The sequence below is a fragment of the Pseudomonas svalbardensis genome (assembly GCF_030053115.1).
GTDB classification, from domain to species: Bacteria; Pseudomonadota; Gammaproteobacteria; order Pseudomonadales; family Pseudomonadaceae; genus Aquipseudomonas; species Aquipseudomonas svalbardensis.
In genome coordinates this window covers 3,539,599-3,562,060 of the sequence record NZ_CP125619.1, presented here as the reverse complement: position 1 = coordinate 3,562,060, position 22,462 = coordinate 3,539,599, and the positions used below count along the sequence as shown (strand labels likewise).

The window sequence follows — 22,462 nt, the reverse complement described above, 5'->3', positions numbered from 1 at the left end:
AGGCTCGCTCCCACATTGGTTTTGTGTTTTTCCTGCAATTTCATTAAGGCCACCTGATGACATCCACACGCACCTCCAACCCTCCTTCCGGCATGGTCAGGGTGCGCGGCGCCCGGGAACACAACCTCAAGAACATCGATGTCGACATCCCCCGGGACGCCCTGGTGGTGTTCACTGGCGTGTCCGGTTCGGGGAAGTCGTCGTTGGCGTTCTCGACCCTCTACGCCGAAGCGCAACGCCGCTATTTCGAATCCGTGGCGCCTTATGCGCGGCGTCTGATCGATCAGGTCGGGGTGCCGGACGTCGACTCCATCGAAGGCTTGCCGCCGGCGGTGGCCTTGCAACAACAACGGGGTACACCGAGCACTCGCTCTTCGGTGGGCAGCGTGACGACGTTGTCGAGCCTGATCCGCATGCTGTACTCCCGGGCCGGCAGTTATCCGCCGGGGCAGCCAATGCTGTATGCCGAAGATTTTTCGCCCAACACGCCCCAGGGCGCGTGCCCCGAATGTCATGGGTTGGGGCGGGTGTATGAAGTCACCGAAGCATTGATGGTCCCGGACCCGAGCCTGACCATTCGCCAGCGCGCGGTCGCCTCCTGGCCCACCGCCTGGCAGGGACAGAACCTGCGCGACATCCTGGTGACGATGGGTTACGACGTCGACAAACCCTGGCGTGATCTGCCGAAAAAACTGCGCGACTGGATTCTCTTCACCGAAGAAACACCCACGGTGCCGGTGTATGCCGGCCTCACTCCCGAAGAAACCAAAATCGCGCTCAAACGCAACATGGAACCGAGTTACCAAGGCACGTTCACCGGCGCCCGGCGCTATATCCTGCACACCTTCAGCCATTCCCAAAGCGCGCTGATGAAAAAGCGCGTCGCGCAATTCATGCTCGGCAGCCCGTGCCCGTTGTGCGATGGCAAACGGCTCAAACGCGAGGCATTGTCGGTGACCTTTGCCGGTTACGACATCGGCGAACTGTCGCAGATGCCGTTGCTGCAAGTGGCCGAAGTCTTGAAACCAGTGGCCGCTCACAGCTACCTCGAACAGACCGAGGCGGCGGGTGAGGTATTGACGCACGACCAGACCCGCGAGGCCCGCGAGCAACGAGTGGCCCACGGTGCCAGTGGTCACGCCAACGCGCCGGATGTACGCCACACGCCGAACCTGTCAGTGGAGAAACGCCTGGCCGCGCAGCGGATCGCTCAGGACTTGCTGGAACGGGTCAGCACGTTGACCGATCTGGGGCTCGGTTACCTGGCGCTGGAACGCAGCACGCCGACGCTGTCGTCCGGTGAGTTGCAGCGTCTGCGCCTGGCGACGCAATTGGGTTCGCAGTTGTTCGGCGTGATCTACGTGCTGGATGAACCGTCGGCCGGTCTGCACCCGGCGGATGGCGAAGCATTGTTCGAAGCGCTGCAACGCTTGAAAGCCGCGGGCAACACCTTGTTCGTGGTTGAGCATGACCTGGAAACCATGCGTCGCGCTGACTGGTGATCGACGTAGGCCCGGCGGCCGGCGAGCATGGCGGCCAAGTCCTGTACAGCGGACCGCCGCCAGGGTTGGCGCAGGTGGCGAGCTCGCAGACGCGCGCTTATCTGTTCGCCGAGCAGGTCACTCAGCCCCAAACCAGCCGTAAGGCAAACGATTGGCTACGGCTGGAAGGCATCACTCGCAATAACCTGAACAACCTCAGCGTCGAATTCCCGCTGGGCTGTTTTACCGCGGTGACCGGCGTCTCCGGTTCCGGTAAATCGAGCCTGGTCAGTCAGGCGTTGCTGGAACTGGTGGGCGCGCATCTCGGGCGCACGGCAAGTGACAGCGAGCCGCAGGAGTTGAGCCTTGAGGACGACGCACCGCAAGTCAGCGGCGGTCAGGTCTCGGCGGGACTGGAATCGATCAAGCGCCTGGTGCAAGTCGATCAGAAACCCATCGGCCGCACACCGCGCTCGAACCTGGCGACCTACACCGGGCTCTTCGACAACGTGCGCAAACTGTACGCCGCCACCCCCCAGGCACAGGCCGCGGGTTACGACGCCGGTCAGTTCTCCTTCAATGTTGCCAAGGGCCGTTGCCCGACGTGCGAAGGTGAAGGCTTTGTCAGCGTCGAGTTGCTGTTCATGCCCAGCGTCTATGCACCGTGCTCGACCTGTCACGGCGCGCGTTACAACCCCGAGACGCTGGCAATCATCTGGCAAGGGTTGAACATCGCTCAGGTGTTGCAGCTGACGGTGGATGGGGCGGTCACGGTGTTCGCTGAACAACCGGGCATTCGTCGCTCGCTGGAGGTGCTGCGCGATATCGGCCTGGGTTACCTGCGCCTCGGCCAGCCGGCGACCGAGCTGTCGGGCGGCGAAGCCCAGCGGATCAAACTGGCCACCGAGCTGCAACGCAACCAGCGCGGGGCAACGTTGTATGTGCTCGACGAGCCCACCACGGGTTTGCACCCAAGGGATGTCGATCGCTTGCTCGAACAGTTGAATACGCTGGTAACGGCGGGGCATACGGTGATCGTCGTCGAACATGAAATGCGCGTGGTTGCACAGAGTGACTGGGTGATCGACATCGGCCCGGGGGCGGGGGATCAGGGCGGGAAGATTGTTATTGCAGGCACACCGCAGAAGGTCGCCAAGAGTAAAAAGAGCCGGACGGCGCCCTTTTTGGCCAGAACCCTCGGCATGGCTTGAGTCGGTGGTGTTTTTGCTGACGCCTTCGCGAGCAAGCCCGCTTGTGTCTTGCGCAGGAATTAGACTGAGGATGAGAGCGGGCTTGCTCGCGAATGGTCTATCAGGCGCCGTCTAAAGTGCGTCGAACCTTGTCCAGCAGTTCATTGATCTGGAACGGCTTGATCAGCATCTCCATGCCATCGCTGAGGAACACCTGACGGTTGATCGCGGTTTCGGCGTAACCGGTCATGAACAGGATCGGCAGCTTTTCGCGCCAGCCCCGTGCCACATCGGCCAGCTCGCGGCCGCTCATGCGCGGTAGTCCGACGTCTGTCAGCAGCAGGTCGATGGACTCATCGTTTTGCAGGCGCTCGAGGGCACCTTCGATGTCGCCCACCTGCGTGCAACGGTAACCGGCATCCACCAACACTTCGGCCACGAACATGCGCACCGACGGCGTGTCCTCGACGATCAACACATGTTCGCCGGCACCCTGATGATCGATGGTGGCTGACTCGGCTTCGCCGGCCATGGAGCCGGAGCTGGCCGGCAGCATGATGGTGACTTCGGTGCCGCGCCGGGCGACGCTGCGGATGTGTGCATCGCCACCCGATTGCCGGGCGAAACCGTAGAGGGTCGACAACCCCAGTCCGGTGCCCTGGCCCAGTGGCTTGGTGGTGAAAAACGGGTCGAACACCTTGTCGATCACGCCGTGTTCGATACCGGTACCGTCATCGCGCACCGACAACGCGACATACGCACCATCGGCCAGATTGGGATCGCCATGGGAATAGGCGGCATAGGTGCTGACCCAAATGTTGCCGCCCTGGGGCAAGGCATCGCGAGCGTTGATCACCAGGTTGAGCATCGCGCTTTCGAGCTGAATGGGGTCGACCAGGGCAATGGCGGCTTTAGAGGTCAATTCGAGTTTCAGCGCGATGCGCTCGCCGATGGTGCGCACCAGCAATTCTTCAAGGGAGCGCACGTGTTCGTTGATGTCCACGGGCCGGGTATCGAGTGGCTGTTGGCGCGCGAAGGCGAGCAGGCGATGGGTCAGGGACGCAGCACTCATGGCCGAGTTCAAGGCGGCTTCGGCGTAAAACTGAACCTTGTCGGTGCGTGAGGCGGCGATCCGTTTCAGAATCAGTTCCAGGCTGGTGATGATGCCGGTCAGCAAGTTATTGAAGTCGTGGGCGATGCCCCCGGTCAGCTTGCCCAGTGCATCCATTTTCTGCACTTGCAGCAACTGAGCTTCGGTTCGCGCTCGCTCGGCGACTTCTTTGGCCAACTGGGTGGTGGCGTCGTCAAGCCGAGCCAGGTGCGAGCGTTCGCGGTGACGGTTTTCAGTGACATACTCGATAAACACCAGGCTCAGTTCCGGCGTGCGGTACGGCGAAATCTGCCACTCGGTTTCGCGAACCTCGCCGTGGACCCGCATGCTCAGGGTGCCTTTCCAGCGCTCGCCGTAGGCCAGACGCAGGCGCAGTTCTTCGATGACGACATCCTGATCCTCGGCAAAGCACTCGCGCAGGGTGTCCGGGTTGAGGTTGTTCTGAATCAGCTGCGCGAAGGCATGGTTGCATTCATGCACCTTCAACTCGGCATCCAGCACCGCGATGGGCACCGATACATTGACAAAGATTTCCCGAAACCGCGCCTCGCTTTCGCGCAGGGCATTTTCGGTTTCACGCACCCGCAGCAAGGTGCGCAAGGTTGCGAGCAGGACATCCGGGTCCACCGGGTGGATCAGGTAGGCATCGGCACCCGCGTCCAGGCCGGTAATGATGTCGCCGGTCTGGATCGAGGCCGCCGAGACGTGAATCACCGGCAGCAGGGCGGTGGCGGGTTCGGCGCGCAGTTTGCGCACGATGTCGAAGCCGCTCATGTCCGGCAGATTGACGTCGAGGATCAGCGCATCGATCGTCACGCTGTCGATCAGCTCCAAGCCCTCGGTGCCGGTGCCGGCTTCGAGCACTTCATAGCCGTGGCGCTCCAGGCGCCGGCGCAGGGCGTAGCGCGTGGCGACGTTGTCGTCGACGATCAGCAAACGGATGTCACGCTTCATCGACGGGCTCCAGGGTGAATGATCAGTCAGTGTCCGTCACTTGAGCATAGTCAAAGGGTTGCGGCTTTTGACCATGAATTTCCCTTGCGATGGAACCCTGTCCCCGGGGAGGCTTCGAATCTACAAAGCGTGACTGTTTCAGCCGCGCTCTTGCAGTGACGAATGAGGTACTTATGAACGATGACAGTGGTCTTGAAGAAGACGCAAAAACCGGCGAACCCGAAAGCGCAGACAAAGCGGTTGACCAGAAGAATATCCACACGGATAACGACAACGAGTTCAGCCCGGGTTTCAAGCCGAATCCCGACCGGCCAAAACCTGGGGATGACACCGATGCCGACATCGACACCGATGGCGGCTAGTCATGCATTGAAGACGGCCGCATCAAACGGTGCGGCCTTTTTGTGGGAGGGTTATTTGCCCGGATGGGCAGCCTGGAGTTTTTTCGCCATACCCAGATGCTTCTCCAGCGCCGGCAGCATCTTTTGCGCGAAACCTTTCAGCTCCGTGGCGCCTTTGACTTTGTCGTCTGTCACCGTATTGGCTTCTTTCTTGAACAGCTCGATGGTGTCTTCGTGAGCCTTCACCTGATTGTTGGCGTACGCCGCATCGAAGGATTCATCGCGCATGTCAAGGATTTTCTCTTTCGCCTGCTTGATCAGCGTGGTGTTGTCCGGCACCTCGATGTCATTTTTTTTCGCCAGCGCCGCCAGTTCATCGTTGGCCTTGGAATGGTCGGTGATCATCATATTGGCGAATTTTTTGATGTCCGCCGATGAACTTTTTTCCAGGGCCAATCGGCTTGTTTCGATTTCCGCGATATTGCTAGCGGCCGCGCTGTCGACAAAGTCATTGGAAGTGGCAGCGAAAGCCGTGCCCATGCTGGTACTCAAGGCAACGGCCAACGTGAGGTGGCGCAGGGTAAGTCCGTCCATTGGTTATTCTCCACACAGGTTTTCATGGGTGATCGAGTGATCGTTAATCTGTGGAGGCCGACGAGTGGGCAAAGGTTTTATTGCGTTTGCGGCAGGGCGACGAACGGGCACCGCTGGTCTGATAGGCGGTCGACAGAACCCGCTAACCAAGGCCATTCTGATAGTTGGTGAACGCCATTGATCGCGTTTGCCTCCGATCAACAAACGGAGGTGTTCCCATGCCGGTGCCACACGACCTTTATCAGGATCTCAAACTTTCAAAGGAAGATATCCAGCAAAAACGCACCAAGGATCCGTTACTGGATTCACTGATCAACAAGTATTCGCAGGCGGACGCCGAGGTCGTAAAGGCTGAATCCGCAAGATCGGATGCGCCCAGCGATGACGCATTAAAGAAACTCAAGGCGAAGCGCGTGGAGGTTAAGCAAAAGATCGTAGATCGACTCCAGACGCCGTCCTGACGCGCCCTGTCTGGTCACCGACGATCGGTGACTGAAAAATTGGAACGGCGATAAATACCGGCACCTCGAATGTTCAGAGTCCGAATTTACGGCTCCATGCGAGGTGCCTCATGAATCCAAAATTCCCCAGCGAAGAGCAGGGTGGCTACGACCCCATCCCGACACATCCCGAACCCCTGAGTCCAGGACGCACCACCCTCAATCCCGAAGACGAGCCGGGCATCGACGAACTGCCGAACAACGAAGGTGCCATCCCGATGGACGAGGATGACTCCACCGCCATGGACCCGGAAAGGGTGCATGATGAAACGGATAACGCGGTGCGCGATGGTGAGGTGGATCCGCGTTGAGTCAGGCACGTTTACTGTTGCAATGCCTTGCTCAACGGCAATCGCGCCATGTTTTTCGCCTTCAACGACCCGAAGTACAACCAATCTCCATACTCGCGAACGGTAGTGATCGGCGAGTAGTTGTCGCGGCTACCGTCCTGCAAGTTGGCGATCACTTTACCGTCCAGATCCAGCCCCAGCGCAAAGGCGCGATTCTCCACCGGTTTAGGCAGGACAGTCATGGCTCGCACGATCATCTTGCGCACGAATGGATGCGGCGCGGTGGCATCGAGCAATGCGTTGCGCGGTGCATAGAGCGCCACCCAGAAGCGGTCGCGACCATTGAACGCGAGGTTGTCCGGCAACCCTGGCAAGTTGTCGATGAATAGATCACGGGTGCCCGCTTTCGGCCCGCTCAGCCAGTAACGACTAATGCGATAGGCGCCCGTTTCGTTGACCAATACAAAGGCATCGTCCGGGCCCAGGGTCACGCCGTTGGCGAATTCCAGCTTATCCAACAGGACCGCGGTCTTGCCGGTCTGGAAGTCATAGCGCAGCAAGCGGCCATCGCCGCCGTGCTCGATGATCGCTTCGCCGTCACTGCCGTAGCCAAAACGACTGGAGGCATCACTGAAATAGGCGTAGTGCCCGGATTTGTCGATCGCCACGTCGTCGGTGAAACCGAAGGGCACGCCACTGGCCGCAGTGGTCAATGGGATCAATCGGCCTTGGGCATCCAGTGACAGCAAGCCCTTGACCCCGTCGGCAATCACCAGCAGACCGTTGGGATGACGGGCCAGGCCCAAGGGTCTGCCGCCCGTATCGGCCAGTACCTTGGTGACCTTGCCGTCGAGGCTGGTACGGATCAGTCGGCCGTCATGCAAACCCGTGATGAGAACGTCTTCCTCCAGTAGCAACGCTTCCGGCCCGTCGATATCCGTGGCGCCGACGCGCTCCATGCCTTTGAGGCGCTGATTGTCGGCGTAGATTCCGCTGGTGAGGGAGGGTGCCGGCGGCGGTGTCCAGGCCACCGGTTGCACCTTGGTTGGCATCAGCAGCAGAAAGGCGCCGATGGTGACGATTATCAGCAACAACAGATGGCGAAACTTGACGGTTCGACTCATGCGCTGACTCCCGCCGAGGCCAATTGTTTTTGCGCCATCTCGCGCAATGCCAACATCGAAGCTGCCGACTCACGATCGATGCGGCGCTTGAGCAGCAGTCGATTGGCAATGCGCATCGCCAGGCCGCTGAACTGATACTCCAGGGTGCGGACAAAGTGTGTTCCATCGCCCAGGATCTCGCACTCGTAAGTCACCACTAAAGACAACCCGTGATCGTCATGGGCCCAGGCACTCCAGCGGCGTCCTGGCAGGTATTCGTTAACCTCCCAGCGCAAGTGTCCCTCACGCCCGCCCGCCTTGATGTCTTCCTCGAACCGCCCTCCGGCATGCAGCGGACCGCTCTGGCCATCGACCTTGAGGGACGAGGGATGCCACTCCGGCCAACGGGTCACGGTGCTGGCATAGGCGAGCACGTCAATCGGGTCTCCAGCAATGTCGATTTGATGCTGCATGCGGGTCATGGTTGTTCTCGTCGAGTGCAGGTCAGTCGGCTCCGGTTCCCAATAGAGGGTGCCGAACAGGTAGTCCATCAGCGGAAAAACGATATTGAAATTGCGTTCCTGCATCAGCTCACGACGGTGATGCAGTTCATGCAGGCGGCGCATCTGGCGGATCCACGGCAACCGTGTGACGGGGTTCTCGGGTGGCAGGTGCTCGCAGGCATGGAACACTTCATAGGTCAGGTAGCCGAGGACCAGACAGCCGCCGAACAACCCGGCAACGTTGGCATCGAACTGCTCAAGCAGCCACCAGACGGGCAGGGTGATGACGACCGTGTGCAGCACGATCAGCCAGGCTGGAAACAGAATCACCCGCCAGTCCCGGGCACTGTCGTAGGTCATGTGGCCGGGGGCGAAAAAGCTGTGATGGTCGCCGGCATGGCGGGCATAGAACATTCGCGCGAAGCTCTTTTTGTGATGCCCCAAGTGCCGATGGACCATGTACACGCCGAAGTTGAAGAACAACAACGTCAACGGCACCGCCAGCCATTCCAGTGGCTGTACCTGGTGCACGGTGCTCCAGAATCCGCCGATGGCCAGCACCCCGAACAGCAGCACAAAAGTGCCGTGCAGCCATGGGTTGTAGAGCGGATGAATATTAGCGCGGTAGCGGGCGCGGAATGCTTCGGTGGTCTGCCTCACTGCAATCACCTGTGGTTATTGTTATCTCCAGCAGATTAGACGATCCCGGCGTTTCAGGCGGGCCGAACCGTGAGGTCACAAATGCCATGATCCGGTGCAAACGGGACTCAGGTCAGCGGGTTCCAGCGTTGCGACCAGTCATCGTCGGATTTGATCACTTCGCGCAGCAGGTCGAAGGCTCGTTGCAACGTCGCGGAGTCGCGGTCGCGGGAGTAAACCAGATAAGTCGGGTAGCTGAATTCCGGGGCTTTGGGCACTTGCTCCAGCACACCGCTTTGCAGATAACTCTGGACCACCCGGGTGCGGAAGTAACCGCTGCCGCCGTTTTCCAGAATGTACTGCAAGCCCAGTGGGCCGAGGTTGAAGCTCAATGCGGCTTTGGCTTTTTCCGGCAGGGCCGCATCGTGCTGACGGCGGAAGTCCGGGCCCCAGTCGATGTACACGTAGGGATCGGGTCTTGCGGCCAGGCGGATGAGGACCAGTTTTTCTTCCAGCACCTGCTCGACTTGCAGGCGTGGCCAATACTCGGGCTGGTAAACCAGCGCCGCATCCAGAACCCCCAGCTCCAGTTGGCGCAGCAGGTTTTCACCGTCACGGATTTCCATGCGCAGGGCGTGGCTGGGGATCTTCTCGCGCAGTGCGCCGGCCCAGCTGAGCATCAGCGGGTTGCACAGACTGACCTCGCCACCGATGTGCAGCACGTCGCGGTAACCCTCGGGCAACGGCAAGTCCCGCCGCGCCGCTTCCCAGGTTTCGACCAGTTGATTGGCGTAGACCACGAAGGCTTCACCGTTAGGCGTCAGGCGCGCACCGGCGCGGTTGCGCACGAACAACGTACTGCCTAGCTGGCTTTCGAGTTTCTGTACCCGCGCCGTGATCGCGGTCTGGGTAACGTGGAGTTTTTCGGCGGCGGCGGCAAGGCTGCCGTGGCGGACGATTTCCAGAAAGGTGCGGGCGAGATCGATATCCATGGGGCGGCCGGAGGGGAAAGTGCAGGCATTGTAAACAGATACCGCCGGATCAGTTCATGTAGCAGCTGGCGAAGCCTGCGTTCGGCTGCGCAGCAGTCGTGAATCATATGCACGCGGTTTATCTGAGACACCCGCAGCGTATGGTTTAGCGACTGCTGCGCAGCCGAACGCAGCCTTCGGCAGCTGCTACAGGGATCAAGTAGGAGCTGCCGCTGACTGCGATTTTTTAGCGGCTCATTTCAAAACGCAAAACACGAGCAACCCAAGGCCCCCCAGAAACCAGCGAAATCACTGACAGGCGCCGAGGACAGCCGCGCCCGTTCATGGCGATGGGCATGCACCGCGCAAGCTCCGACGCATTGATGAACCTGCGCGGTCAGCGGCGCGAGGGGTTTCCAATGGCCCGGTACTTTGGCAACGGGCGACCATTCAGGCACCACCGGGACGGGCGGCGGCCCGAGTTTTTCAAACTCGACGCTGCCGTAGACAATCTTGCCGTCGACGATGGTCAGTACCGATTCGATCCATTTGACCGCTTCATCCTCGATGTGGAAATAGTCCGCCGACAACGCAATCAAGTCGGCCAGTTGCCCGACCTTGATCTGGCCTTTTTTGCCTTGCTCGGAGGAAAACCAGGCGCTGCCGTGGGTGAAGAGTTCCAGCGCGGTATCGCGGCTCAAGCCTTGCGGGTACAGCGCCAGACCACCGACGGTGCGACCGCTGACCAGCCAGTACAGCGAAGTCCAGGGGTTGTAGCTGGACACGCGCGTGGCATCGGTGCCGGCGCCGACAGGAATGCCTTCGGCCAACATACGAGTGATGGGCGGCGTGGCTTCGGCAGCCTTGGCGCCGTAACGGTCGACGAAGTATTCGCCCTGGAATGCCATGCGGTCCTGGATCGCGATGCCGCCGCCGAGGGCTTTGACCCGTTCGATGTTCTGCGGGGTGATGGTTTCCGCGTGGTCGAAGAACCACGGCAAACCGTCGAACGGAATGTCGCGATTGACCTTCTCGAACACGTCGAGCATGCGGCTGATGGATTCGTTGTACGTGGCGTGCAAACGGAACGGCCAGCGCTGCTCCACCAGATGGCGGACCACCGGTTCCAGTTCCTGCTCCATAGTTTGCGGCAGGTCTGGGCGGGGTTCGAGGAAGGCCTCGAAGTCTGCCGCCGAGAACACCAGCATTTCCCCGGCACCGTTGTGCCGTAGAAAGTCATCGCCCTGACCATAGTGGGAGGTGCTGGTCCAGTTCTTGAAGTCGGTCAGCTCTTCCTTGGGTTTCTGCGTGAACAGGTTGTAAGCAATGCGCACCGTGAGCTGCTGGTCTTTGGCCAGTTGCTGGATGACTTGATAGTCGTCCGGATAATTCTGGTAACCGCCGCCGGCATCAATGGCACTGGTAACACCCAGGCGATTGAGTTCGCGCATGAATTGGCGGGTGGAGTTGACCTGGTATTCCAGCGGCAGTTTCGGCCCTTTGGCCAGGGTCGAGTAGAGAATCATCGCGTTGGGGCGGGCGATCAGCATGCCCGTCGGGTCGCCATTGGCATCACGCTGGATTTCGCCACCCGGCGGGTTCGGCGTGTCGCGGGTATAACCGACCACCTTCAACGCGGCTCGGTTAAGCAGGGCGCGGTCGTAGAGGTGCAGGACGAACACCGGGGTATCCGGCGCGGCCTTGTTCAATTCATCAATCGTCGGCAGGCGTTTTTCGGCGAACTGGAACTCGTTCCAGCCACCGACCACCCGCACCCATTGCGGCGTGGGTGTGCGGTCCGCCTGATCCTTGAGCATGCGCAGCGCGTCGACCAGTGAGGGGACGCCTTCCCAGCGCAGTTCGAGGTTGTAGTTGAGGCCACCACGGATCAGGTGCAGGTGCGAGTCGTTGAGACCGGGAATCACCGTGCGACCGTGCAGGTCGATAATCTGGCTGCCGGGGCCTTGCAGGGCCATGGCCTGGGCATCGCTGCCGACCACCACGAAGCGTCCGTCCTTGATCGCGACGGCGCTGGCTTGAGGTTTTTTGCGATCGACGGTGTGCAGGCGTCCGTTGTACAGGATGAGGTCGGCGGGGGCGTCGGGCATGGTTTTACTCCCTGCGAGTAGCGGGCTGATCCAGGCACCGACGGCGCCTGCCGAAAGGCCTTGCAGTACACGGCGGCGGTTAAAACCGTCGTGGTCGTCAGGTGGGCTCATGGCAATGCTCCACGCAAAGGCTCTTCATAAAAAAAGCGAGGGCAAACAGCCGATGTCTGACGCATGCGGCCAGAAGGAATATAGACGGCAAATCCACAGGTAGCCGTTTTCCGATGGCGAAAAACGACGAATCCCGCCTCGAGGGGCGGGATTCGTTTGCAGCCAGGCGTGCTCCCGAAGATCGGGAGCGGCGCGCTTAGGCCGGGAACAGCTCGGACAGTTTCATGGCCAGCATCATGTCGCCTTCAGCGCGCAGTTTGCCGCCCATGAAGGCTTGCATGCCGTCGGTTTCGCCGCTGACGATGCCTTCCAGGGTTTCGCCGTCCATGACCAGAGTCACCTGGGCGTCCGGATTTTCGCCTTCCTGGAGCTCGCAGGTGCTGTCCTTGACGATCAGCGAGAAGTTCTTGGTGTCGTCGATGCGGAAACCGAATACCAGGTCCAGACCGGCAGCAGCGGCTGGGTTGAACTTGGCTTTCATTGCTTGTACGGCATCAGCTACGGAGGTCATGGTTCGATCCTTTCTTGGGTAATTAGAGCTGGGTGAATACAGCCAGGGTCACAATAGTCCGGACTCAGCGAAACGTGATGAGTTCCGGGGTCTTCAACAGTTGCAGGTGCGCGTGACTGTTGAAAGAAGACAGAGCCACCTCGCGACCACGAAACTTCAGCAGGTTGAGCGAGGTGTTGACGATTTGCCAGTTCAGTTCAAACGCCTGCCTGGCAGGCATTTGCGTAATGAGATGGAGCAGGGCCGTGATAGTGCCGCCGGAGGTGAACACGGCGATTTTCTGGGTGTTGTCGGCGCTTTCGAGGATTCGCTGCAGACCCGCTTGCACCCGTTCGACAAACCCCAGCCAGCTTTCCAGATCCGGTGTGTCATAGGTGCCGGCAAGCCAGCGTTCGATGATCAGGGCGAAGATTCGCTGGAATTCGCCGCGGTTTTGCGCGGCATTGCGCAGGATATGCAGCGCTTCGGGTTCGTCCGGTAACATGGCCGGCAGCAGCGCGCGGATCACCGCGTCGGCGTCGAACTCATTGAAAGCGGAATCGATTTCCAGGACCGGAACCGGCAGGCCTGCCGCAGCGAACTGTTCCAGTGCGCTGTTGGCCGTGTGTTGCTGGCGGCGCAGGTCACCCGAGAGGCAGCGATCGAAGCTGATACCCAGTTCGGCGAGGTGCTGGCCGAGGACTTCTGCCTGGCGAATACCGGTCGGCGACAGGACGTCATAGTCGTCTGCACCAAAGGAGGCCTGGCCATGTCGAATCAAATAGATACTGCCCACGTCCGCGTCATCCCGGTACGTTGAAGGTTCGGCGAGGTTATGAGGATGACGGTGACCTGTCAATGAAAAAACATACGCTTGTTTGAAATGCCCGTTACAGGGCTGTTGCCAGAGGTTTCACGGCTGGCCGCCGAGCCGGTGCATGGGTATGCTGGAGGTATCCCGCGCGCGTTTTTGCAGCGCATCGTATTAAAGGAGTCCCTGTGGAGTTTTTTGCCGAGTACGCAGTTTTTCTGGCTAAGACCGTGACACTGGTGATCGCCATTCTGGTGGTCCTGGCCAGTTTCGCGGCGTTGCGCAGCAAAGGTCGGCGCAAGTCGGTCGGCCAGTTGCAAGTCAGCAAACTCAATGATTTCTACAAAGGGCTGCGCGAACGCCTGGAGCAAACCTTGCTCGACAAGGACCAGCTCAAGGCCTTGCGCAAGGTCGAAGCTAAAACCGAGAAAAAGCAAAAGAAAAAACCTGAGGCAGCCAAACCTCGGGTGTTCGTGCTGGATTTCGACGGCGACATCAAGGCGTCGGCCACCGAAAGCCTGCGCCATGAAATCACCGCGCTGCTGACCCTCGCCACACCCAAGGATGAAGTGGTGCTGCGTCTGGAAAGCGGCGGCGGCATGGTTCACAGCTACGGCCTGGCGTCCTCGCAACTGGCGCGGATCCGTGATGCCGGTGTGCCGTTGACCGTGTGCATCGACAAGGTCGCGGCCAGCGGCGGCTACATGATGGCGTGCATCGGCGAGAAGATCATCAGTGCGCCGTTCGCGATTCTCGGCTCGATCGGCGTTGTGGCGCAGTTGCCTAACGTCAACCGTCTGCTGAAAAAACACGACATCGACTTCGAAGTGCTGACCGCCGGCGAGTACAAGCGCACCCTGACGGTGTTTGGCGAAAACACCGAGAAAGGCCGGGAGAAGTTCCAGGAAGACCTGGACATCACTCACCAGTTGTTCAAGAACTTCGTTTCCCGCTATCGCCCGCAACTGGCCATCGACGAAGTGGCTACCGGTGAGATCTGGCTCGGCATCGCGGCGCTGGATAAACAACTGGTGGACGAACTCAAGACCAGCGATGAATACCTCGCCGAACGTGCCAAAAAGTCCGAGCTGTACCACTTGCACTACGCCGAACGTAAAAGTCTGCAGGAACGCATCGGCATGGCGGCCAGCGGCTCGGTCGATCGTGTGTTGCTGAGCTGGTGGAGCCGGCTGACCCAGCAACGCTTCTGGTAATACTCAAAAAGCATCATCGTTCAAAAAAATGAAACCGTGGATACCTCCCCGGTTTCATTTTTTTTGCGGGTTTTAAGTCCATGCGTTTTCCTTCCGGTATTTGAGAATTTTCCTGAGGTCATTGTCGATCGCTCCCGCATCCGGTTGATCCGTGGTCAGTTAGGGTGGTGTTCCTGAAATGCTGCAATGGAATGCACCATGATTGACCACCCCCACAGAGACGACAATGCACCGGCCTCTCCCGGCATGCGCGAGGAGCTGAGATCCGCTGTGGATGCCGCTCTGCCGCAGACACCTAGTCAGTTTGGCGAACACCTGATCAAAGAAAAGTGGGGTCATGACATTGATCCGACAACCGCACAGCTGGTGACCCTCGATTACAAGGGACGTCCTGCGCAGAACGGCATCCATCAGGGGCGGGTAGCGAGTTCCATGTCCCTGGTGCAGGTGCTGATTGGCAACTATCAAACCGTGGGCGACGGGCGTTTCGGCGAAACAGTGTTTGGCTTGTACACGCCACCCGATGTCGGGCCGTCCATCGTTGTTACGGAACACGTCGATGATTTGACCGAGCCCGGCAACGACTATTACTACACCTATGAAGGCATTTATCGCCGAACCGTTCCGCAGCGCTACGGACCGCTAACCCAGATCGCCGTGAGGCCTGCTGACTTCAAGAAATGGGTCTGGGAACTGGACCTCCAGGACCGATATCAGGCCTATCTTGTTCAAGCCTGGCCCTCGGACGAAGTGATCATCGCACCCAGACCACACGCACTGAAAACGTCGGCCAAAGCCGCTTTCGTCATGGCCGCTTTGCTGCAGCGGCATGAGAACAGTCTGACCGCAAAGGGATTCGAATTGGCCATGCACGCGGCAGGGCTACCGTCTGATCAGGCATGGGCAACGCTGACAATCGAACAATTGCAGGCGCCGACCAGGGTGCCCGCGATACTCAAGACGGGACGCCTGAAGCTTTATCGCTACACCTCGAAAGATATCTGGGGCTACCGTGGACCTGACGGCAGGATTCTGTTGTACATCCCCGGCAACTCTTCACCCCTGCACGCGTTTGACGATTCCGGGCAATTGCACCAATGGGTTGTCAACCAGGGCCGGCGTGACGATACAAAACGGGCTCTGGCCGCCCACTTTGCCGAGGATGATCGCAAGGACGGCACTTTCCATGCCGGTGTGCTGACGGCGCTGGATGGCATGGCGGTCTATCCGAAGGAACACCGGCTTACCAAAGAGGCGGGGTTCTTCAACAATGACGGCTTTTGGGAGCCTGGGCGATACATCGATTTCGATGACTCGCCATCCGGCACCGATCCGTTTGCCAAGCTGGTCCTGACCATGAAGGAGGCCTCTCGGGCCAGTGTCCAGACCATTCGTGACGATGCGCAGGTCAACCGGGATAACTTGAGTGCAGTCGTTGAACCGGTCGTGCAGTGGATCAATCGATTTGGGCCTTTGGCGTTGTTTGTGCCCGGTGGTGAAGGGTTACTGGTGCTGGCAGGCATCATCGACGCCGGGTATGGCCTGGATCAGACCATCAACGGTGAAAGTTCAAGTGATCGATCGGCGGGCGTGACTCGCACGGTGTTTGGCTTGCTCAATGCGCTGCCGCTGGCAGGCGCAGGGGCGGCCCTCAGGAGTGAAACTGCCGAGGCCCGCGTCATTGCCGAAAGAGTGCGTGAACCTGGCGCAGCGCCGAGGGAGGCGGTTGCCAGGCCGACACCGGATCAGGTTGTTGCCGCGACTTCCGGACCATCGAACCTGGCACTGCCGAGTCGCGTGGAGCTTCTCCGGGGAATCGGCCCGTCGGTGGCGTCTTTCAGCGATGACGTGCTGGCGCAAATCGGCAAGGTCAGTGCCGTCGATGATGACATGCTGCGGTTAATGCAGGCCGGACGCCCGCCGACGCCTTTGCTGGCCGATACCATCAGCCGCTTTAGGATTGATCAGGAATTCGGGCAAGCCAGCATGTTGCAAGGCCAGCGAGCCGAGCTGTTCGAAAGCCGTTACGAAGCGCTTCAGCACTCGGAGTATGAATGGGTCCGGTTGTTTCAGCGGCAATACCCAGGCCTGCCGAAAAGCGCCATCGAGCAAATGCTCGACCGCTATGGCGTGGACATCCAGAGTCCGCCCGACGCGATCCAGGTCCGGCAAGTCTTGAGGCGTCTGGACAGTAAGGCCCGCCAGTATCAACAACATGCACGGCTCAATCGCGCGTATGAGGGGCTGTTCCTTCCCTCGGTGATCAACCCGGAGTCCGACACGCTGGCCCTGCATTCCCTCAAAAATCTCCCCGGATGGCCAAAAAGCCTTCGAATTGAGGTCCACGACAGTTCCCTCGCAGGCCGGGTTCTGGACCGTAGCGGTGCGTTTGACGCCGCCAGTGTTCGACGGTTGATCAAGGTGGGAAACCGTTACCAGAGTCGCGATATGCCAACGGGCTTTTATGAAGCGGTCCTTGAAATCTTGTCCGGGGACGAACGTGAGACGCTGCAACTTTCATCGCTTGATCCGGCCCGCGAGTTGCAGCTGAAAGCCGGCGATCGGGCAATGCCGCGCTTCGAACTCGTGCTCGGTCTGGGCAGGATGGATTTCGGTCTGCCCTTTGAGGCGCAAGGGCTACGCGGCGGCGGCTTCCCCGGTACGCCACAGGGCGAAGGGTTGACGCACGAGATGATGAGGTTGCAGCTCAAGGAGCTTTATCCGGATTTCTCGAACGCTGAAGCCGATGAACTGTTACAGCGTGCTGGTGGCAATGCTCAGGTACACATCGATCAGCTGAAGCAACAGTTTCAGCAGCTCAACATTGACTTGAGTGGCTGGATCGATCAGGTGCAGGAAGACATTGAGGACATGGACATTCCCTTCCTGAACGAAGTTGACAACGAGGCACAGGGGCTAACTGATGAGCAGATTGAAGAACATAACGCGGACATGGTTCAGAACGCCATGCACTACGAGCGAAAAACCAGGACCGAGCTGGCTGACGAGCTGATCGCCCTCTGGCAACAGCGGGCATCGCAAGATCAGCGCGTCTATTCAGGTGAACAGCTTGTGGGGTTCAAGCTCGACATGGCGGGCGAGGACTATCATCGATTGCCGGTCATGAACATCCGGTTCAACGAGGTCGTCGAGTTGTCGATGCCGCACTTCCATGTGACCGAGCGTGAAACCTTGAATGGGTTCCTCGAGTGTTTTCCGAATCTGCAGACCTTGAATCTTGAGTGCGCCGAGCTGACTCAATTCGACGCCGAGGGTAGGGCGCAGACCGTTCTGCCGACGGCCATGTTCAGCCTGACTCATCTCACGTCGTTGAATCTTAGAGCCACGGGCCTGGTGTTCACCCAAGAGACGGCGTCGCAGTTGACCGGGTTGGTCAGGCTTCACACGCTGGACCTGAGTGAAAACCCATTGAGCGTACCCCCCGTGCTGCTCGGGATGAATGACTTGCGTCAGCTGAACCTGAGCGACACCCAGATTACCCGGTGCCCGATCGGCATCAGGGATGAGCCCTACATGATCTCTCTGGATTTGTGTGATAACCGCATTACCCGGGTTCCGCCCGCGGTGATGAATCAGGCCGTCTCGGTGGATCGTGTGCTGCTGTGGGGTAATCCGCTGACGGACGAGGACACGCTGCGCCGACTGATCAGTCATCGTGAGCACACGGGAATCAATTTATGGCTGAGCGCGCCAAGCGCTGACTATGGACAGCCGATTGTGTGGCTACGAGACTGCGACGAACCGCTGCAACAGTCCCGACAAGCCCTTTGGCAGCGGCTGGCAGGCAAACCCTCCGGTACGCGGTTTTTAAGCGCAATCGACAGGCTGAGCCTGACCGCCGACTTTCAGGTCAGTTATCTGTCGCTTCAGGCGCGGGTCTGGCGACTCTTGGAGGAGGCCGATGCTTCAGGCGAAGTATGGAGTCGATTGGGCACGGTGCGTGGTCGACTTGAAAACCCATTGGTGGCTTTCAGGGCGCTGGAACAGCGCGCAGGTCTTTAATTCAGTACAAGGAGGGAGCCTTGAACCCCGCGAAGGGGTTCAAGGTTTGACGATCAGCGGCGACGGAACAGCGGCAGCGGTTCGTCGGTAGCAGCCTGATAGGTCACCGAGAAGTCCTTGAGACCTTCCAGGGCTTCGTACGGGTCTTTATCGGCGCGGATCGCAAAGGCGTCGAAACCGCAGCGGTGCAGGTAGAACAGCTGGTCGCGCAGCACATCGCCAATTGCCCGCAATTCGCCTTTGAAACCATAACGGTCACGCAGCAGGCGCGCATTGGAGTAGTTGCGGCCATCGGTGAAGGCCGGGAAGTTCAAGGCGATGACCTGGAAATCCGCCACGTCTTCACCAATCTCTTCGGCTTCTTCATCGGCATCCAGCCACACGCCCAGGCCGCCATCGCGGGCCTTGAGCATGCGGCTGTGTTCGCGCCACAGCTGCAACGGGACGATCAGGTCGTCGCAGTTGCTGATCTCGTCGATGTTGAAGTCCTTGGGCAGCAAGTGCCAGGTTTCGTCGACGACTTCGTTGTTCTTAATTATTCGCTGCATAGACGCGTTCCTTGAAGAGGTCGATGCCAATACGCTGATAGGTGTCGATGAAACGCTCGTCTTCGGTACGTTGTTCGATGTACACGTCGATCAGCTTTTCAATCACATCAGGCATGGCTTCCTGGGCGAAGGACGGGCCGAGGATTTTGCCCAGGCTCGCATCGCGACTGGCGCTGCCACCCAGGGACACCTGGTAGAACTCTTCGCCTTTTTTGTCCACCCCGAGGATGCCGATGTGGCCGACGTGGTGGTGACCACAGGCGTTCATGCAGCCGGAGATGTTCAGGTCCAGTTCGCCGATATCGAACAGGTAATCCAGGTCTTCGAAGCGACGCTGGATCGACTCGGCGATCGGGATCGACTTGGCGTTGGCCAAGGAGCAGAAGTCGCCGCCCGGGCAGCAGATGATGTCGGTCAGCAAGCCGATGTTCGGCGTGGCGAAACCCTGCTCGCGCAACTCGCCCCACATCGCGAACAGTTGGGTCTGCTCAACGTCGGCCAGAATGATGTTCTGCTCGTGGGAGGTGCGCAACTGACCGAAGCTGTAACGATCGGCCAGGTCGGCAACGGCATCGAGCTGTTTGTCGGTGATGTCGCCCGGTGCAACACCGGTCGGCTTCAGGGACAGGGTCACGGCTACATAACCGGGCTTCTTGTGGGCCAGGGTATTGCGGGTGCGCCAGCGCGCGAAGCCCGGGTGTTCTTTATCGAGTTCGGCCAACGCCAAGGTCTGGTTGTCCAGAGCCTTGTACTCGGGGTCGACGAAGTGTTTGGCGACGCGATGCACTTCGGCATCGGTCAATGTGGTCTGGCCACCGCGAAGGTGCTCCATTTCCGCATCGACTTTTTGCGCGAAGACTTCAGGTGTCAGGGCCTTGACCAGAATCTTGATCCGCGCCTTGTACTTGTTGTCACGACGGCCGTAGCGGTTGTAGACCCGCAGGATGGCGTCGAGGTAGCTCAACAGGTCTTGCCACGGCAGGAATTCATTGATGAACGCGCCCACCACCGGGGTGCGGCCGAGACCGCCACCCACCAGCACACGGAAGCCCAGCTCGCCAGCGGCGTTGTGCACCGGCTCAAGGCCGATGTCATGGACTTCGATGGCCGCACGGTCGGAAGTCGAACCGTTGATGGCGATCTTGAACTTGCGCGGCAAGTAAGCGAATTCAGGGTGGAACGTGGTCCATTGGCGGACGATCTCGCACCACGGGCGCGGATCGATCAGCTCGTCGGCAGCGACACCGGCGAACTGGTCGGTGGTGACGTTGCGCAAGCAGTTGCCGCTGGTCTGGATCGCGTGCATCTGAACGGTGGCCAGTTCGGCAAGGATGTCCGGGATGTCTTCCAGCGCCGGCCAGTTGAACTGTACGTTCTGCCGGGTGCTGATGTGGGCGTAGCCTTTGTCATAGTCGCGGGCAATCCTGGCCATCATTCGCGTCTGGCGCGAAGTCAGTTGGCCGTAAGGCACCGCCACCCGCAACATCGGCGCGAAGCGCTGGATATATAGGCCATTTTGCAGGCGCAGGGGGCGGAATTCTTCTTCGCTCAGCTCGCCTGCCAGATAGCGTCGGGTCTGATCACGGAACTGCTTGACGCGGTCCTCGATGATCCGCTGATCGTACTCGTCGTATACGTACATATAAGTCCTGTTCTCAGGCTTGGGCCGGTCGGATCCAGTTGCGTTTTTCGCCTAGAAGTCTCCGATGCTGCCTCGGCAATTCTGCGCGCACGGCCGCGCACTCCCAACGGAGCCGGGGCAAGATACCAGTTTGCAGTTATGCGCAAAAGTGATGTTTGAGTATATGTAAAGAACCAAAACGACTAATGAAGACCAATGAGGTAAAAGCCACATTTGTGGTGCGGGCAATCATCGTCTTAACTGTGCTCGAGTCTTTATGCAATCACCGATAAAACCGACAAGAGGCGATGCAATGAGCAACCCTACCAAAACGTCAAAACCCGATAGCACGGTCGATGCTTGGGCCATTCTGTTCCTGATCATCCTGGTCGTGGGCACAGCGGTATTTTGGGTCAGCCATCAATAACCGACCCCGTCCGGGCCCCATCCCGACGATTGTCGGACAATAACCGGAATAAACGCCGTTTTCCGGGACTTCGCTGGCTATAATGCGCGGCGAATTGCCGGGGGCTCGGACGATCAATGTTGAAGTTTTTCTACTCATTCCTGCTGATGCTTGGCGCGGTTTACTGCCCTGTTGCGCGCGCGGAATCGGTATTGTTCCTGAGCCCCGGAAAGACTGACGAAGCCTTCTGGATCAGCTATTCGCAATTCATGTACGCGGCAGCCACGGATCTGGGCATTGATCTGCGAATTCTGTATTCCCGACGCATGCCGGAGCTCACGTTGGCGCAAGCGCGTCAGGCGCTGCAAGGCCCCGATCGTCCGGACTATCTGGTGTTCGCCAACGAACAGTACGTCGCCCCGCAGATCATTCGCCTGGCCCAGGGCAGCGGGGTAAAGCTGTTTATGGTCAACGCGTCCCTGACGGCCAACCAAACGAGCCTGCTGGGTGAGCGCCCTGAGCGCTTGGGCAGCCTGGTGCCCAACGACGAGGAGGGTGGCTACCTGATGCTCAAGGAACTGATTCGCCAGCATCCGCCCGCGGCGCCCGGTCAGGTCATCGAGTTGCTGGCGTTTTCCGGCCTGAAGATCACCCCTTCGGCGCAATTGCGTGAGCAAGGCATGATGCGGGCCTTGGCCGAACACTCGGAAGTGCGGTTGCGCCAACTGGTTTACAGCGGCTGGACCCGGGAACGGGCCTATGAACAGGCCAAACTGCTGTTCCGGCGTTACCCGAAGGTCTCGCTGGTGTGGTCAGCCAATGACGAAATGGCGTTTGGCGCCATGCAGGCGTATTCGGAGGCGGGTGGGATACCCGGCAAGGATGCGTTGTTCAGTGCGGTCAACACCTCGCCGGCGGCGTTGCAGGCGACGGTCGACGGACGCATCAGCGTGCTGTTGGGCGGGCACTTCACATTGGGCGGCTGGGCGCTGGTGGAGTTGCATGATCTTGAGCAGGGCGTGGATCTCACCCATTACGGCGGCCGAGACCGACAAATCCCGTTGCTGCAACTGATCGACAAGGCACAGGCCAAGCGACTGCTGGCCATGGGGGAATCACCGGATTACGGTGTGAACTTCCGCCGTCTTTCAGCCAAGGGCCAGCCGACGTCGTATCGCTATCCGTTCAGCCTGCAAACCTTGATGCGCTAAACCCCGGCCAGATGCACCACCAGTTGCACGATGCCATACAGCGTCAATGCGAACACCGCGGTGAACAAAATCCCCAGCATCACGAAATGACTGGGCTTGCCGTGAGTGAAGTCCCGGGCCCGGTTCTTCCCACTCTGCACCCCGAACGCCGCCGCCATGACGCTGTGCAGTATTTGCCAGAAAGTGGGCGGCTTGTTGTCGGCTGGATCGTCCATAAACCCCTCGTCTCCCGTTTGAGTAAG

The 22,462-nt window shown here is 59.5% G+C and carries 17 protein-coding genes and 1 pseudogene; 7 read left to right on the top strand and 11 right to left on the bottom strand.

Translation table 11 applies throughout. From position 1 onward, the window contains the following. The first annotated feature begins 56 nt into the window (after positions 1-56). A pseudogene (locus QFX16_RS16280) lies at positions 57-2,692 on the top strand (excinuclease ABC subunit UvrA). A gap of 100 nt (positions 2,693-2,792) precedes the next feature. On the opposite strand, the gene QFX16_RS16275 reads toward QFX16_RS16280, so the two are convergent. Continuing rightward, positions 2,793-4,736, bottom strand: coding sequence for a PAS domain-containing hybrid sensor histidine kinase/response regulator (locus QFX16_RS16275; protein ID WP_283180496.1), 1,944 nt, complete (start codon positions 4,734-4,736; stop codon positions 2,793-2,795). A 173-nt stretch (positions 4,737-4,909) separates the two neighbouring features. Between QFX16_RS16275 and QFX16_RS16270 the strand changes: the two genes are divergently transcribed. Next, entirely contained in the window at positions 4,910-5,098 is a 189-nt protein-coding gene (locus QFX16_RS16270; RefSeq protein ID WP_283180495.1) for a hypothetical protein, read from the top strand. Positions 5,099-5,149: 51 nt separating this feature from the next. Here the strand turns inward: QFX16_RS16270 and QFX16_RS16265 are convergent, their stop codons facing one another. Continuing rightward, positions 5,150-5,671: a DUF4142 domain-containing protein gene (locus QFX16_RS16265; RefSeq protein ID WP_283180494.1), complete on the bottom strand. Its 522-nt coding sequence runs from the start codon at positions 5,669-5,671 to the stop codon at positions 5,150-5,152. 218 nt (positions 5,672-5,889) lie between these two features. Between QFX16_RS16265 and QFX16_RS16260 the strand changes: the two genes are divergently transcribed. Further along, positions 5,890-6,132 (top strand): DUF465 domain-containing protein, encoded by a 243-nt coding sequence (locus QFX16_RS16260; protein ID WP_283180493.1) that lies wholly within the window; start codon positions 5,890-5,892, stop codon positions 6,130-6,132. Between the two features lie 110 nt (positions 6,133-6,242). Beyond that, positions 6,243-6,482 (top strand): hypothetical protein, encoded by a 240-nt coding sequence (locus QFX16_RS16255; protein ID WP_283180492.1) that lies wholly within the window; start codon positions 6,243-6,245, stop codon positions 6,480-6,482. A gap of 11 nt (positions 6,483-6,493) precedes the next feature. Here the strand turns inward: QFX16_RS16255 and QFX16_RS16250 are convergent, their stop codons facing one another. The 6 genes from QFX16_RS16250 to QFX16_RS16225 all read right to left on the bottom strand — a co-directional run bounded on the left by QFX16_RS16250 (position 6,494) and on the right by QFX16_RS16225 (position 13,182). Then, entirely contained in the window at positions 6,494-7,585 is a 1,092-nt protein-coding gene (locus QFX16_RS16250; RefSeq protein WP_283180491.1) for an SMP-30/gluconolactonase/LRE family protein, read from the bottom strand. After that, positions 7,582-8,727: an SRPBCC family protein gene (locus QFX16_RS16245; RefSeq protein WP_283180490.1), complete on the bottom strand. Its 1,146-nt coding sequence runs from the start codon at positions 8,725-8,727 to the stop codon at positions 7,582-7,584. Before QFX16_RS16245 ends, QFX16_RS16250 begins: the two co-directional genes overlap by 4 nt. Positions 8,728-8,834: 107 nt before the next feature. After that, complete coding sequence (locus tag QFX16_RS16240; RefSeq protein ID WP_149629418.1) at positions 8,835-9,698, bottom strand: LysR family transcriptional regulator; 864 nt, start codon at positions 9,696-9,698, stop codon at positions 8,835-8,837. 239 nt (positions 9,699-9,937) lie between these two features. Further along, entirely contained in the window at positions 9,938-11,785 is a 1,848-nt protein-coding gene (locus QFX16_RS16235) for an amidohydrolase (protein WP_283184579.1), read from the bottom strand. Between the two features lie 307 nt (positions 11,786-12,092). Then, a complete protein-coding gene (locus QFX16_RS16230; RefSeq protein ID WP_008154977.1) occupies positions 12,093-12,407 on the bottom strand; it encodes an SCP2 sterol-binding domain-containing protein in 315 nt (104 codons plus the stop codon). A 64-nt stretch (positions 12,408-12,471) separates the two neighbouring features. Beyond that, positions 12,472-13,182 (bottom strand): histidine phosphatase family protein, encoded by a 711-nt coding sequence (locus QFX16_RS16225; RefSeq protein WP_283180489.1) that lies wholly within the window; start codon positions 13,180-13,182, stop codon positions 12,472-12,474. A gap of 203 nt (positions 13,183-13,385) precedes the next feature. Here QFX16_RS16225 and sohB point away from each other — a divergent pair, with 203 nt between their 5' ends. Together sohB and QFX16_RS16215 are read left to right on the top strand one after the other, a co-directional pair. Further along, complete coding sequence (sohB, locus tag QFX16_RS16220; RefSeq protein ID WP_283180488.1) at positions 13,386-14,411, top strand: protease SohB; 1,026 nt, start codon at positions 13,386-13,388, stop codon at positions 14,409-14,411. Positions 14,412-14,609: 198 nt separating this feature from the next. Beyond that, complete coding sequence (locus QFX16_RS16215) at positions 14,610-18,434, top strand: leucine-rich repeat domain-containing protein (protein ID WP_439900133.1); 3,825 nt, start codon at positions 14,610-14,612, stop codon at positions 18,432-18,434. Between the two features lie 53 nt (positions 18,435-18,487). On the opposite strand, the gene QFX16_RS16210 is transcribed toward QFX16_RS16215, so the two are convergent. After that, positions 18,488-18,982 (bottom strand): DUF934 domain-containing protein, encoded by a 495-nt coding sequence (locus tag QFX16_RS16210; protein ID WP_283180486.1) that lies wholly within the window; start codon positions 18,980-18,982, stop codon positions 18,488-18,490. Then, a complete protein-coding gene (locus tag QFX16_RS16205; RefSeq protein WP_149632040.1) occupies positions 18,966-20,624 on the bottom strand; it encodes a nitrite/sulfite reductase in 1,659 nt (552 codons plus the stop codon). The genes QFX16_RS16210 and QFX16_RS16205 overlap by 17 nt, the downstream gene beginning before the upstream one ends. A 522-nt stretch (positions 20,625-21,146) precedes the next feature. Here QFX16_RS16205 and QFX16_RS16200 point away from each other — a divergent pair. Further along, a complete protein-coding gene (locus QFX16_RS16200) occupies positions 21,147-22,220 on the top strand; it encodes an ABC transporter substrate-binding protein (protein WP_283180485.1) in 1,074 nt (357 codons plus the stop codon). On the opposite strand, the gene QFX16_RS16195 is transcribed toward QFX16_RS16200, so the two are convergent. Next, on the bottom strand, positions 22,217-22,435 hold the full coding sequence (locus QFX16_RS16195) for a DUF2970 domain-containing protein (protein ID WP_283180484.1): 219 nt from the start codon (positions 22,433-22,435) through the stop codon (positions 22,217-22,219). The two genes, QFX16_RS16200 and QFX16_RS16195, sit on opposite strands and share 4 nt — an antisense overlap. Between the last annotated feature and the right edge of the window lie 27 nt (positions 22,436-22,462).

Excerpts from the sequence above, each read along its gene's own strand:
- QFX16_RS16275 (WP_283180496.1), bottom strand. The coding sequence starts at position 4,736 with ATGAAGCGTGACATCCGTTTGCTGATCGTCGACGACAACGTCGCCACG.
- QFX16_RS16270 (WP_283180495.1), top strand. The coding sequence starts at position 4,910 with ATGAACGATGACAGTGGTCTTGAAGAAGACGCAAAAACCGGCGAACCC.
- QFX16_RS16265 (WP_283180494.1), bottom strand. The coding sequence starts at position 5,671 with ATGGACGGACTTACCCTGCGCCACCTCACGTTGGCCGTTGCCTTGAGT.
- QFX16_RS16260 (WP_283180493.1), top strand. The coding sequence starts at position 5,890 with ATGCCGGTGCCACACGACCTTTATCAGGATCTCAAACTTTCAAAGGAA.
- QFX16_RS16255 (WP_283180492.1), top strand. The coding sequence starts at position 6,243 with ATGAATCCAAAATTCCCCAGCGAAGAGCAGGGTGGCTACGACCCCATC.
- QFX16_RS16250 (WP_283180491.1), bottom strand. The coding sequence starts at position 7,585 with ATGAGTCGAACCGTCAAGTTTCGCCATCTGTTGTTGCTGATAATCGTC.
- QFX16_RS16240 (WP_149629418.1), bottom strand. The coding sequence starts at position 9,698 with ATGGATATCGATCTCGCCCGCACCTTTCTGGAAATCGTCCGCCACGGC.
- QFX16_RS16235 (WP_283184579.1), bottom strand. The coding sequence starts at position 11,785 with ATGCCCGACGCCCCCGCCGACCTCATCCTGTACAACGGACGCCTGCAC.
- QFX16_RS16230 (WP_008154977.1), bottom strand. The coding sequence starts at position 12,407 with ATGACCTCCGTAGCTGATGCCGTACAAGCAATGAAAGCCAAGTTCAAC.
- QFX16_RS16215 (WP_439900133.1), top strand. The coding sequence starts at position 14,610 with ATGATTGACCACCCCCACAGAGACGACAATGCACCGGCCTCTCCCGGC.
- QFX16_RS16210 (WP_283180486.1), bottom strand. The coding sequence starts at position 18,982 with ATGCAGCGAATAATTAAGAACAACGAAGTCGTCGACGAAACCTGGCAC.
- QFX16_RS16205 (WP_149632040.1), bottom strand. The coding sequence starts at position 20,624 with ATGTACGTATACGACGAGTACGATCAGCGGATCATCGAGGACCGCGTC.
- QFX16_RS16200 (WP_283180485.1), top strand. The coding sequence starts at position 21,147 with ATGTTGAAGTTTTTCTACTCATTCCTGCTGATGCTTGGCGCGGTTTAC.
- QFX16_RS16195 (WP_283180484.1), bottom strand. The coding sequence starts at position 22,435 with ATGGACGATCCAGCCGACAACAAGCCGCCCACTTTCTGGCAAATACTG.